Below are 12,679 nucleotides of genomic sequence, written 5' to 3' on the forward strand. Positions count from 1 at the left end.
TGCATGTATTAGGCACGCCGCCAGCGTTCATCCTGAGCCAGGATCAAACTCTCCAATAAAGTTAGTTTGTCTAGCATCATAAAAATAAAAATTGACGTTTCACGTTGTTTGTTTCGTTCAGTTTTCAAAGAACTTGTCCATCGCCCATTGGCGACTTCCTTATGTTAGCATCTTCGTTTTTCGATGTCAACTAAGTTTTTAATTTCTTTTTTCGCTTTCTGCGTTTCCCGCATCAGCGACGTTTATTAATATACCATCCTTATTTTTAAATCACAAGTGTTTTTTTAAAAAAACATAAAAAAGTTTTCCGCTTAATAATTCCACCTATTTATTTCATATTTAAATAGATTTTCTTCTTCCTCACTTCAACAAAATTTTAAAACACTAAAATCCCTAACCACCTCTCTAGCTCTTCCTTACAAAATCCTATTCCCTATCTACTTAAGAATAAATTTAGAATTTTTTTACATTTAATTAATGAAAAACATCCAGATTTTGTTATATAGTAACAAAGTAGAATAAAAAACAACTTAAACGGAGGAATCACTTTTATGGATAGGTTAACAAAATTCTCATTAAAAAACCGAGCCGCTATCATCATCATGGTTTTTCTCATTTCTGTACTCGGCATTTATTCTGGTTCGAAATTACCAATGGAGTTTCTACCTAGTGTCGACAACCCCGCAATAACTGTCACTACAATGTCTCAAGGGGTAGATGCTGAAACATTGACAAAAGAAGTAACCGAACCTCTCGAAAAACAATTTCGAAATTTGGAACACGTCGATACAATCACTTCTTCTACTTATGAAGGTTTATCTCGTATCGATATCGCGTATACATCTAAAGCTAATATGAAAAATGCCGCGCGCGAGGTCGAAAAAATTACCAACAACGTAAATTTCCCAAAAGAAATTACAAAACCCGTCGTTAGTCAACTTAATACCTCTATGATTCCACTTGCACAAATTACCGTTCAAAAACAGAATGGTTTTACAAAAGCAGACGAAAAACAGATTGAAGAAGAGATCATCCCGCAACTTGAAAATATCGATGGTGTTGCTAACGTCATATATTACGGTAAATCAACATCCGAGTTATCCATCATATTAGACCCAAATGAAATGAAAAATAAAAATGTGACACCACAGCAAGTATTAGCCGCTTTACAAGGAAAAGAAACTTCCACTCCAGTTGGTCAAGTTACTGTCAATAACGAAGACCACAGCCTACGCGTCATTGGAAATATCAAAAATGTAGATGAAATAAAAAATATATCACTTACACCTCAAATCAAATTACAAGATATAGCTCAAGTAGAAATAAAACAACATTTTGATACCGTGTCACATATAAATGGCGAAGAAGGAACTGGATTAGTTATTATGAAAGAACCTAGCAAAAATGCAGTTGCAATCGGAAAGGAAATCGATAAAAAAATAAAAACTATAAGCAAAGAATATAAAGATACTTATACAATTAAATTAATATCCTCTACTCACGAACAAGTTGAAAATGCAGTTATGAGCATGGGGAAAGAAGTCATTTTAGGAGCAATTGCTGCGACATTTATTATTTTAATCTTTTTACGCAGCGTTCGAACAACTCTTATCGCTGTCGTTAGTATTCCGTTATCCATTTTACTAACACTATTTTTACTTGATCAATCTAATGTTACATTAAACATTTTAACTCTCGGGGGCTTAGCGGTGGCGGTTGGGCGACTTGTTGACGATAGTATTGTTGTCATTGAAAATATCTTCCGGCGCTTACAAAAGGAACATTTTTCAAAAGACATCATTCTAGACTCCACAAAAGAGGTAGCCGTCGCGATTACATCTTCTACTTTAACAACAGTCGCTGTCTTTTTACCTATCGGTCTTGTATCAGGTACAATCGGTAAGCTAATGTTACCTATGGTATTGGCCGTTGTATACTCTATACTTTCTTCCCTAGTGGTGGCCTTAACCGTTGTTCCACTTATGGCATTTTTATTACTGAAGAAAACAAGGCAGCGTACACCTAGACCTTCAAGAAAGTATACAGCTACTTTAAAGTGGGCCCTTTCACATAAGTTTATTATTTTATTTTCTTCTTTCTTATTATTTGCCGGATCAATTGCTGCTTATCTATTACTGCCAAAAGCAAATATAAAATCAGAAGACGATACGATGCTTTCAATTAATATGACATTCCCAACAAATTACGATCTTGAATCTAGAAAACAAAAAGCTTTTGATTTTGAAAAAGAATTACTTTCTAATAATGATATAGCAGATGTCATCTTACGAATGGGCTCAAGTGCCGAAGATGCACAATGGGGACAAACAACGAAAGATAACCTTGTATCTATATTTGTACTCTTTAAAAAAGGAACTGATATCGATGAATATGTTAAAAAATTAAAAACAGAAAATAAAGATTTCAAACCAGCCGAATTCGATTATATTAAAACAAGCTATTCTAGTTTCGGCGGTGGAAACAGCTTGCAATTTAACGTGACAGCAAACAATGAGACAAATTTAAAAAAAGCTGCTGCTATCGTTGAAACAAAATTGAAAAGCATAGACAGTCTTTCTAAAGTAAAAACAAATCTAGAAGAGTCAAAAAAAGAATGGAAAATCGATATTGACCAAAAGAAAGCAGAACAAGTTGGATTAACACCAGAAACAGCCGGACAACAGGTCGCATTTCTTATGAAAAAATCTCCAATTGGGCAACTAACAATTGATGATGAAAAAACAACCATTATGCTTGAACATAAAAAAGAAAAGATAAGTAACAAAGAAGACATCCTTAACTCAAATATCTTATCACCTATAACTGGACCGATTCCTTTAAAAGACATTGCAACCATTTCAGAAAAACGATTACAAACAGAGATTTTCCATAAAGACGGAAAAGAAACCATTCAAATAACTGCCGAAGCGACAAATGAAGATTTAAGTAAAGTAAATACTGAAGTGAACAAAGCTATTTCAGAATTAGATCTACCAAACGGTGCAAAAGTTAAAATTGCTGGTGCAACTGAATCTATGCAAGAAGACTTTACAAATTTATTCAAAGTCATGGGTATCGCAATCGGGATTGTCTATTTAATTATGGTTATTACTTTCGGGCAAGCACGCGCTCCATTTGCGATTTTATTCTCTTTACCACTAGCTGCCATTGGCGGTATTTTAGGATTAATCATTTCAGGAACACCTGTCGATTTAAACGCACTCATCGGTGCATTAATGTTAATTGGTATTGTTGTTACAAATGCCATCGTATTGATAGAACGTGTTCAACAAAATAGAGAACAGGGCATGACGACACGTGAAGCTTTACTAGAAGCAGGTTCTACAAGGCTACGACCAATTATCATGACAGCTATCACAACAATAGTAGCAATGTTACCATTATTATTTAGTCAATCACAAGCCGGCAGTATGGTATCTAAAAGTTTAGCGGTTGTTGTAATCGGTGGTTTAGCAGTTTCAACTGTTCTCACACTAGTTGTCGTCCCTGTTATGTATGAATTGTTAGATAAATTCGGTAAAAAACGAAGCTCACGTAGAAAAATAAATTCTTCTATAGATACACCAAAAGCTTAACATCAAAAACGTTATCTTCCGTTCTGAAGATAACGTTTTTGATTTCTACTATAATATGTAATTATAACTTTATGACTACTCATTCATATAAGTCATCACTTCATCTATATAGTCTTCTAACGGTTGTCCAGAATCTACAATAAGATATGTAAAATCAGATGGCCGTTTACTACCATCTAACCATTTCTTAAAAACTTCTTCAGATTCCACTTTCCTAATTTGACTTATCATTCGTTTCCGTTTCCTTAACCTATTATTAATTTCTTCTATATTATTAAGATAGCATTCGACATATTTATATTTCACACGATGTTTCTTAGACAACCTTATTCCCTTTTCTAACATTTCTGTATAGAGACACGGGCTATCCAATATCACACTATGCCCTTGCGCTAAATAAAAATCTATTAATGCCCATTCGATTTCATACGAAATTCCACCAGCGGCCGTTGTTTCAATCTGACGAGTTTCCAACGACTCTAGTAAGGCCGTTTTTACAATATCATGATCAACCACAATCGCACCTGTATTTTTCGCTATCCATCTAGAAAGAGTTGATTTTCCCGAGCCCGGAAAACCTGACATTTGAAGAAAAAACATAAAAAAGCACACCCTCCTTATATTTTCATTTTCCATCCCACAACTCATACATATATTTACATATACATCATTTTAACACGGGAACCATCTTTTTAACTGAAGCACTTTATATCCATCCCCCTCTCCCTACAAAACAAAAAAGCTCTCTGCCTATTTAAGCAGAGAGCCCTTTATCAATATAGGGTACAAGCGGTTAAGCCGCTTTTGCTTTTGCTGTTTTACGAGATTTCTTGGCTCCCGTAAAACGCTTATGAAGTACAGATGCAGTAAAACGAGCGATAATATTAAACAGTAATACCATAATAATTAATACCGCTGCTGATTTTGTTGCAATTAACTTCGCATCTGGGATAATCCCTTCAGAGTTTAATTTCCAAATATGAACTGCTAATGTTTCAGCCGGGCGAAATGGATTCAATGGGTGTGCCGGACTTGAAAAATCGGCTGCAGAATTTAAAATTGGCGATGTTAATCCCGCTGTATAAATTAACGCCGCTGCCTCACCAAATATACGACCCGCAGCTAAAATAATTCCCGTAATAATTTGTGGTAATGATGTCGGAATAATAATTCGTACAATCGTTTGCCATTTTGTTGCCCCTAGTCCAAGACTCGCTTCTTTTACATTAGACGGAACTTCTGTAATTGCATTTTCACAAACACGTGTTAAACCTGGTAAATTCAAAATCGTTAAAGCGAGAGCACCACCCATCACTGTATAGCCCCAGCCTGTCATTGTAACGAATACTAACAAACCAAATAATCCAACAACGATAGAAGGCAATGATGCCATCGTTTCAATACATAAACGAACAAATCCTAAAAAACGTCCTTGCTTTGCATATTCCGCAAGATAGATCCCTGCTCCTAATCCAAGAGGAATTGAAATGACTAGTGTAATAACAAGCATATAGAAAGAGTTGAATAATTGCGGACCAATTCCACCTCCAGCTCTTGTATTGCTTGGTTCTCCGAATAAGAAGCTTGGATCCCAAAATCCCCAACCCTTTTGCAAAATTTCGTATACTAAGAAAACAAGTAAAGCTACTACCAATGCTGCAACAGCATATAAAATACCCGTCCAAATATTATTTACTTTTCGTGCATTCATCGTTATCGTTCACCTCTTTGGCCAATTGCTCGAATTACTAAAATAAATAAGAATGAAATAACAAGTAATATCATTGCCAATGTCCATAAAGCGTTATTCCATGCAGTTCCATTTAATGTATTTGTCATATCCATTGTTAAAATACCTGTCAACGTTGCTGTTGGACTATAGATCCCTTCAGGCAATTTAACAGTATTCCCAATAACCATTTGAACCGCTAACGCTTCACCAAAAGCACGAGCTAAGCCTAGAACAACCCCTGTTAAAATACCTTTTTTTGCCGCTGGAACAATCACACGACTAATCGCTTGCCATTTCGTCGAACCTAAACCATAAGAGGCTTCCAAGTAATCAAATGGAACTGACCGTATCGCATCGGAAGCAATACTAGCAATAGTAGGTAAAATCATAATACTTAGTACAATAATACCCGCAATTAAACTAAAACCAACGCCACCAAATGAATCACGTAAAAGCGGAACTAAAATGGTAACCCCTAATAAACCATATACTACCGAAGGAATTCCAACTAATAATTCCAAAACAGGCTTTAATACTTTATTCCCAAACTTTGGTGAAATTAAATTCATAAATATCGCAAGAGCAAGCGCGATTGGTGCACTAATAATAACTGCACCTAATGAAACAAGCGTTGAACCAACAATAAAGATAACGGCACCAAATGATCCCTTATCAGCATTCGGATTCCATTTTGTTGACGTCAATACCTCAGAAAATGAAATACCACTTTGCGTAAAGGATTGAATTCCTTTCCCGCAAATAAATGCAATAATTGCTAATGTAACAAGAACAATAAATATACCGCAAAACGTAACAAGTGTTCTTCCGATATATTCACTTTTTACGTAGTTGATTTGTTTTTTCCCCTTCATCACAGGACATAACCCCACTTCATAGATTGAAATGAACAAGACTGGCCTCGCAGCCAGCCCCGTTGAATGTTTACTTATTCAGTTTAGACATTGGAATATAACCCATATCTTCAACTTGTTTTTCGAAGTCTTTACCTTTTACATAATCGATGTAAGCTTTTGTAGCTTCTTTTGCTTCCCCTTTTGTTACCATGTACTCATAAGACCAGAATGGATATTTTCCTGCAGAAATGTTTTCAACTTTTGGCTCTGCACCATCAATCTTCACAGTTTGTAATGCACCTTTTTTATCGCCGACCATATAAGACATTGCAAGATAACTAATAGAACCAGGAGTAGAGTTAATCGCTTGTTCTACCGCACCGTTAGAATCTTGTGTTGTACCTGTTCCATCGTTAATCTTCGCATCTTTCATAATTGTTTTTTCAAATGTAGCACGTGTACCAGAAGATGCCGGACGGTTTATTACGTTAATTTTCTCATCTTTACCGCCTAACTCTTTCCAGTTTGTAACTTTTCCAGTGAAGATATCTTGTACTTGTTTCACAGTTAAGTTATCGACCTTCACATCTTTATTTACAACAAGTGCAAACGCAATACCTGCCACTTTGTTATCTACTAATTCTTTCGCTTTTTCTGGATCTTTTATTTTATCTGCAGCTGGAACATCAGAGTTACCGATTTGAACCGCACCAGAAGCTACTTGGTTAATCCCTGTTCCACTACCGCCACCTTGAACTTGAATAGAAACTTTCGAATTCTTTTCCATGAATTTTTTACCCGCTTCTTCAGCAAGAGGTTGAAGAGCTGTAGAACCAGCTGCTGCAATTGTACCTGACAATTCTTGTTTTGAACCGTTATTACCTTTAGCAGTTTCTTCGCTACCTGCGCTTTCTGATTTTCCGCAACCAACTAAAGCACCAGCAACCACTAATGCCGCTAACGAAAATTTAATACCTTTTTTCATAACCATGTCTTGTACCCCCATTTGGATTATCGCTTTTTCACATTCATCTACTTCTTTCGAACACAAATTCATTGTAGGACAATAATATTATGTTAGTGTTAAGCAATTTTTAATTTTAAGTAAAGAGAGGTGTCACACCTCAAAACCTATATACTTCACCTCTTTTCACTTAAAAAACCAAAAGAATCCACACAAATCAGTTCATATTGTAAATTTACTTTTAACAATGTAAATTTATCGTAAATAAAATTCTGTTTTTCACTGTTGATATTAAAACTACCTTTACAAATCCCCTCATTTTTTGAATTTTATAGATGTTATTCCGCATCGATTCCACATAATTTTAGTAATATTTTTCTGTACAATAAAATAAATTGGAACAATTCTAAAAATAATTGAATATTTTTAAAGTACAAATTGACAACATCATTTCATGTAGTCTACTATATTAGTAACAAAAAGTTTCCCTCGGCAAACTTTTTAAATCAAGACTAAAAATATAGAGAAGAGGTAACTTTTATGGTATCGGCTAATCTCAAACCCCTTTCAAATTTTCAAACAGGGCAGTTTGTACAAATCGAGAAGATACAATTAGAAGGAACTATGAAACGTCGTTTATTAGATTTAGGTTTTATTCCCGGTGCTACTATTAAAGTATTGCAAAAAAGCCCACTTGGGGATCCAACTGCATATCAAGTAAGCAATACAACCATTGCACTGCGTAGTGAAGAAAGTTCCCTTATTTTCGGAAAGTTAATAGGAGATGATTCAAAATGAAAAAACATCGCATTGCGCTAGCAGGAAACCCTAACACCGGTAAAAGTACATTATTTAATACATTAACAGGATTAAAACAACATACTGGAAACTGGACTGGAAAAACAGTATTAAAAGCAGAAGGTGAATATGAACATAACGGAAGTATATATACTCTCATTGACTTACCAGGAACGTACTCCCTTTATTCAAATTCTGCAGATGAGGAAGTAGCACGTGATTATATCATTTTTGAAAAACCAGAAGTAACTGTCGTTGTTGTGGATGCAACTGCAATGGAAAGAAATTTAAACTTAGCGTTGCAAGTTATGGAAATGACAAAAGACGTTGTAGTTTGTATTAACTTAATAGATGAGGCTGAAAAAAAGGGAATTGTCATCGATGAGAAAAAATTAGCAAAGTCACTCGGAGTTCCCGTCGTTAAAATCTCTGCTCGGAACCGAGTTGGAATCGGCCATTTACTAAGTGTAATCGCCAAAGTAGCCAATAAAAAACTAATTCCTACGCCAGTTCAAATTACTTATAATGAACAAATTGAAAATATGATTCAGGAATTAGAACCAGAGATCTATAAAGTGTTCGGAGATACTTATCCAGCACGCTGGGTGGCACTCCGCATATTAGATGGAGATAAAAATTTTCTAGCAGCACTCCAAAAACATCATAAGGAACCGCTTGTAAGGGAGGTCGTAATAAATGGAATCTCACTCAGCCAATAAAGCTCTTCCATTAGATTATATTGTTCAACACGCACAGACACTTACAAAAGAGGATATACGCGATGATATTGTAGGTGATATTTATCGAACTTCCGCAAGTATATGTAAGGAAGCTGTTCAATACACAAATACTGATAAGTTATACCGTTCAGAGAAGCTAGATAAAATTTTCACTTCTCCTATATTCGGATTCCCAATCATGCTCGGAATTTTATCGATTATTTTTTATCTTACAATTGCAGGGGCTAATGTCCCTTCTGATATGATTGCTGAGTTTTTCGGGTGGGCAGAAGGCCATTTAACCGCTTGGTTTCAAACAATGAATGCACCATCATGGGTACACGGCATCTTAATTCTCGGCTTATTCCGTGGTACTGGCGCTGTAATTAGCGTTATGTTACCACCTATGGCTATTTTCTTCCCTATGTTTGCTTTATTAGAAAACTACGGATACTTACCACGTGTTGCTTTTAACATGGATCGTTTATTCAAACGTTCTGGCGCTCACGGAAAACAATCATTAACAATGGCGATGGGATTTGGTTGTAACGCTGCTGCCATTATGTCAACTCGCATTATTGAATCACCACGCGAGCGTATGCTAGCGATTTTAACAAATAACTTCGTTCCTTGTAATGGACGCTGGCCTACATTAATATTAATGGCTTCACTATTTATGGCTGCTGGCTATACTGGTAGTATGCAAACACTTGTTACAGCAGGTGTTGTAGTCGGAATGGTTGTAATTGGGGTTATTGTAACCTTAACCGTATCTTGGGTATTATCAAAAACTGCTTTAAAAGGTGTCCCAACTCACTATACATTAGAGTTACCACCATACCGTAAGCCGAAAATTTGGAACACAATTGTACGTTCCACACTCGATAAGTCAATATATGTTTTAAAACGTGCGGTAATTGTAGCTGCACCTGCGGCTGTATTTACTTGGGTATTAGCAAATATTTATGTTGGCGACACAAGCCTACTTATGTATTTTGTAAATTTCTTAGATCCATTCGCTAAATTACTAGGCCTTGACGGATTCATTCTAGCTGCATTTATCCTTGGATTACCAGCTAATGAAATTGTCATTCCAATTTTATTAATGTCTTATTTATCAACTGGCGCTTTAACAGAAATAGATGATTTAAACCAAATTAAAAACTTGTTCTTAGAGCATGGCTGGACTTGGTTAACTGCATTAAACACAATGTTGTTCTCACTTCTTCATTTCCCATGTGGAACCACACTAGTTAACATATATAAAGAAACAAAAAGCCCTAAGTGGACATTTCTATCATTTGCAATCCCTACCGTTATCGCCATTGTGGTTACATTCCTCACAACGCAATTGGTACATTGGTTAGAGCTTGTATAAAGTGAAACTTCCATCAGTAGGAGTCCTTATGCTCTCCTACTGATGGTTACCTTTCACCAATTAGACTCATACGGAATAGTATTCACTCGATTCTGCAAAAATTTATAATAATATATAAAAGGAAACCTGAGCTATTGGTTTCCTTTTTCATCTTCATTTGGATTTTCCCACGGTTGTGCACCATATTTTTTAATTTTTTTATTTAAAAAATAAACAGCATATGGGATAATCCCCATCAAGATCGTATTTATAATCGTCAACATAGAAGGCATTTTCATATTATTACTATCGCTCCTATTTCCATTTACAGACACGGAAAATATCAATAAAAGATGCTCAATTCCACATTACTGACCACCTTTTGGCACTAAAGAACCTGAATGTTCTATCAATGGATGAACTCGAACAACGATGTCACTCTTAGCAAAATAGTTCTTCCCTCTATCCCAATTTTTTTCTATCTTCTTCCACTCTTTATAATTATGTCGCTTATAGTACTCTCCTAACTCAAGCACATCCGTTTTAAAATCTTTTTGCATTTTTTTTATTGTTCTCATCGCTATACTTTCCATCTCTTTAGAGATGTACGTATTCATTTTCTTTTCATTCCACATCGCTCCACTCCCACCTAAATACGCCTCTGCTAGTACACCTTCAGGATAAATATCAACTGTAAACTTCGGATGACGAGGGTTTGTAAAGGAAGCATGTATTTTTCGCCTTAGTTTGTTAATTTCATAAGTGATTGTTTTTTTTTCTTTTCGAATGGTCACAAAACCACTCGCTTTCTTTCCAATTATGTAATTTAACCCTTGCGTATCTTTCCCTGTTAATAGGCCAATCAATTTATTATTACTCCCTTTAAATACAGCAGCCCCTTCCATTCTCACACCTTGTTTTGTTAATTGTAAAACCGGAAGCACAAAACTTCTTTTAGCAATCATCATTTCTTGCACATCACCAATACGAACCGCTTCTAACATAAAGGCATTAACGTCTGCATGATCTGCTAATAAATCAATATACCTTGCTGGTAAATTTTCTGGTTTCGATTTTTGCTGCAAAATCTTTTCAGCTCGATCTTTAGAGACAAAAATTCTAATATTCCGCCTCATTTCATGATCACGAAAAAAGATATCTAACGTTTGTTCTAAAAGGTTTTGCTGCTTTAATAAATCTTTTGAAAAAACAACAACTTGGATATGCGGAAAAAATAAAGACCGACTAATTTTTTTCGATATCTCGCGAATTTGTGCAAAAATGCTATCAGCGGTTGCACTAATATTGATATAATTATCCTCACCTCCACCTCCTCCACCACCTTTTCCTCCCTGTTGTGCTAACGCACTGGGCAAGACAAGTTGGTATGTCCCTTTCATACGAGGTGTATTTTTGGATTCACTTTCTCCCTCTTCTTTTACAACATCAAAAGCCGCCCCTACAACAAAGCCTCTCTCTTCAATTTCTTTTCGCTCTGAGCAACCACTTATGCATAAAGACAACATAACACAACAAATGCATTTATGAAGACGACTCACTCTTCTTGCCCCCTTTTATTTTATAAATAATGAAGACAAGCACAGGTACAATGATAATGCATGCCATATCAACCCAAGCTAAATAGGTACCATACTGAGTTAACTTTGTAACATTTTCAGGAAGCATATTAAACAGATAAATAATCGGTGCGCTTACAAAAATAAATGTTTTCTTTTTAATAGAAGGAAACATCGAACAAAACCCTATTACTGCGATGTCATAATACATAGCAGTCGTATTAAAAATTGTAATAATCCAAGTCGTAAAGAAAATGGCATCAAAACGCTCTAAAAATCCTCCGCCAATTTCAATCTCCTTTCCTAACTCAATAACAGGATACGTTAAACTTTTCGTCGTAGAATAAGAAAAGACTGTAATACAAGTAAGATACATGAGGATATATAATAAATTCGTAATCATTACTCCCTTTGCAGCAGCTAAAGGAGCTTTTTCTCTTTGTTTCACAATTGAAGAATAAAATAAAACGATTTCAAATCCAATAAATGTAAATATCGATTCTTTCATCCCAATAGCGTATTTACTCCATTCTGTTTGGAAAAGCGGGAGCAAATTATGAGTATCCATTAAATTTATATTTAATAACGACAAAGCAAAAATAGCACTCACTACAATTGGTAAAAATAATACGTTAAGACGGAGTAATGCCGCTCTAGAACCACTTACTCCATAAATAACAACAAGTAAATAAAAAAATGATAAGAGTTCAATAGGCGTTTTACTAAATAAGTATGTTTGTGAAATAATTGAAATCGCTCGCGCTTGATACGCAGTAATGCCAGCAAATGTTAACACCATAATACTTGTTACGCAAAAAGCTACTGGCTTCGACAAGTATGCGCTTGTATATTGAAAAAACGTTTGTTTTGGGAATAAATTTGCTATTTTAGCAATAGCCCAAGCAAAAGACGCACAAATTAACCCACCCAGAAATAGTATTATCCAGCCGTCTGCAAAAAGCGTCTTTTCTGCAATTACACGAGGCATCGAAAGTGCTCCTGTACCTATAATGACCGAAATCACTGCAAATGTTAGTTCCTGAGATCCAATTTCTTCATCTCCGTATTCAAACGGTTTCAAT

The 12,679-nt window shown here is 35.5% G+C and carries 11 protein-coding genes and 1 rRNA gene; 4 read left to right on the top strand and 8 right to left on the bottom strand.

Translation table 11 applies throughout. The features are described from left to right. A 16S ribosomal RNA gene (locus AAIE21_RS25680) occupies window positions 1-59 on the bottom strand; the annotation flags it as partial. A gap of 492 nt (window positions 60-551) precedes the next feature. Between AAIE21_RS25680 and AAIE21_RS25685 the strand changes: the two genes are divergently transcribed. Then, the gene (locus tag AAIE21_RS25685; protein ID WP_343269310.1) at window positions 552-3,596 is read left to right on the top strand and encodes an efflux RND transporter permease subunit; all 3,045 of its coding nucleotides are present in this window, start codon (window positions 552-554) and stop codon (window positions 3,594-3,596) included. A 75-nt stretch (window positions 3,597-3,671) separates the two neighbouring features. On the opposite strand, the gene AAIE21_RS25690 is transcribed toward AAIE21_RS25685, so the two are convergent. The 4 genes from AAIE21_RS25690 to AAIE21_RS25705 form a co-directional block, all read right to left on the bottom strand. Further along, entirely contained in the window at window positions 3,672-4,196 is a 525-nt protein-coding gene (locus AAIE21_RS25690) for a P-loop nucleotide/nucleoside kinase family protein (RefSeq protein WP_343269311.1), read from the bottom strand. 193 nt (window positions 4,197-4,389) lie between these two features. Continuing rightward, complete coding sequence (gene pstA / locus AAIE21_RS25695; RefSeq protein ID WP_343269312.1) at window positions 4,390-5,307, bottom strand: phosphate ABC transporter permease PstA; 918 nt, start codon at window positions 5,305-5,307, stop codon at window positions 4,390-4,392. A 2-nt stretch (window positions 5,308-5,309) separates the two neighbouring features. Beyond that, window positions 5,310-6,200 carry a phosphate ABC transporter permease subunit PstC gene (pstC, locus tag AAIE21_RS25700; protein WP_343269356.1) on the bottom strand — a complete coding sequence of 297 codons (891 nt, stop codon included), beginning with the start codon at window positions 6,198-6,200 and terminating at the stop codon, window positions 5,310-5,312. A gap of 70 nt (window positions 6,201-6,270) precedes the next feature. After that, the gene (locus AAIE21_RS25705) at window positions 6,271-7,173 is read right to left on the bottom strand and encodes a phosphate ABC transporter substrate-binding protein PstS family protein (RefSeq protein WP_343269313.1); all 903 of its coding nucleotides are present in this window, start codon (window positions 7,171-7,173) and stop codon (window positions 6,271-6,273) included. Window positions 7,174-7,686: 513 nt separating this feature from the next. Between AAIE21_RS25705 and AAIE21_RS25710 the strand changes: the two genes are divergently transcribed. From AAIE21_RS25710 to AAIE21_RS25720, 3 genes are read left to right on the top strand one after another with little or no spacing between them, the layout of a single operon-like run. Further along, window positions 7,687-7,944, top strand: coding sequence for a FeoA family protein (locus AAIE21_RS25710; protein WP_336453028.1), 258 nt, complete (start codon window positions 7,687-7,689; stop codon window positions 7,942-7,944). Further along, complete coding sequence (locus AAIE21_RS25715; protein ID WP_343269314.1) at window positions 7,941-8,663, top strand: FeoB small GTPase domain-containing protein; 723 nt, start codon at window positions 7,941-7,943, stop codon at window positions 8,661-8,663. Before AAIE21_RS25710 ends, AAIE21_RS25715 begins: the two co-directional genes overlap by 4 nt. Further along, the gene (locus AAIE21_RS25720) at window positions 8,641-10,041 is read left to right on the top strand and encodes a nucleoside recognition domain-containing protein (protein ID WP_343269315.1); all 1,401 of its coding nucleotides are present in this window, start codon (window positions 8,641-8,643) and stop codon (window positions 10,039-10,041) included. Before AAIE21_RS25715 ends, AAIE21_RS25720 begins: the two co-directional genes overlap by 23 nt. Before the next feature lie 131 nt (window positions 10,042-10,172). Here the strand turns inward: AAIE21_RS25720 and AAIE21_RS25725 are convergent, their stop codons facing one another. The 3 genes from AAIE21_RS25725 to AAIE21_RS25735 all read right to left on the bottom strand — a co-directional run bounded on the left by AAIE21_RS25725 (window position 10,173) and on the right by AAIE21_RS25735 (window position 12,678). Continuing rightward, a complete protein-coding gene (locus AAIE21_RS25725) occupies window positions 10,173-10,319 on the bottom strand; it encodes a hypothetical protein (protein ID WP_343269359.1) in 147 nt (48 codons plus the stop codon). 69 nt (window positions 10,320-10,388) lie between these two features. Then, complete coding sequence (locus AAIE21_RS25730) at window positions 10,389-11,579, bottom strand: Ger(x)C family spore germination protein (protein WP_481858714.1); 1,191 nt, start codon at window positions 11,577-11,579, stop codon at window positions 10,389-10,391. Continuing rightward, the gene (locus AAIE21_RS25735; RefSeq protein ID WP_343269316.1) at window positions 11,563-12,678 is read right to left on the bottom strand and encodes a GerAB/ArcD/ProY family transporter; all 1,116 of its coding nucleotides are present in this window, start codon (window positions 12,676-12,678) and stop codon (window positions 11,563-11,565) included. The genes AAIE21_RS25730 and AAIE21_RS25735 overlap by 17 nt, the downstream gene beginning before the upstream one ends. Between the last annotated feature and the right edge of the window lies 1 nt (window position 12,679).

This window comes from Paenibacillus sp. 102 (genome assembly GCF_039549175.1).
GTDB lineage: Bacteria > Bacillota > Bacilli > Bacillales > Bacillaceae_G > Bacillus_A.

What these genes read in the sequence shown, in the direction of transcription:
- AAIE21_RS25685 (WP_343269310.1), top strand. Translation starts at nt 552, where the DNA reads ATGGATAGGTTAACAAAATTCTCATTAAAAAACCGAGCCGCTATCATC.
- AAIE21_RS25690 (WP_343269311.1), bottom strand. Translation starts at nt 4,196, where the DNA reads ATGTTTTTTCTTCAAATGTCAGGTTTTCCGGGCTCGGGAAAATCAACT.
- pstA (WP_343269312.1), bottom strand. Translation starts at nt 5,307, where the DNA reads ATGAATGCACGAAAAGTAAATAATATTTGGACGGGTATTTTATATGCT.
- pstC (WP_343269356.1), bottom strand. Translation starts at nt 6,200, where the DNA reads ATGAAGGGGAAAAAACAAATCAACTACGTAAAAAGTGAATATATCGGA.
- AAIE21_RS25705 (WP_343269313.1), bottom strand. Translation starts at nt 7,173, where the DNA reads ATGGTTATGAAAAAAGGTATTAAATTTTCGTTAGCGGCATTAGTGGTT.
- AAIE21_RS25710 (WP_336453028.1), top strand. Translation starts at nt 7,687, where the DNA reads ATGGTATCGGCTAATCTCAAACCCCTTTCAAATTTTCAAACAGGGCAG.
- AAIE21_RS25715 (WP_343269314.1), top strand. Translation starts at nt 7,941, where the DNA reads ATGAAAAAACATCGCATTGCGCTAGCAGGAAACCCTAACACCGGTAAA.
- AAIE21_RS25720 (WP_343269315.1), top strand. Translation starts at nt 8,641, where the DNA reads ATGGAATCTCACTCAGCCAATAAAGCTCTTCCATTAGATTATATTGTT.
- AAIE21_RS25725 (WP_343269359.1), bottom strand. Translation starts at nt 10,319, where the DNA reads ATGAAAATGCCTTCTATGTTGACGATTATAAATACGATCTTGATGGGG.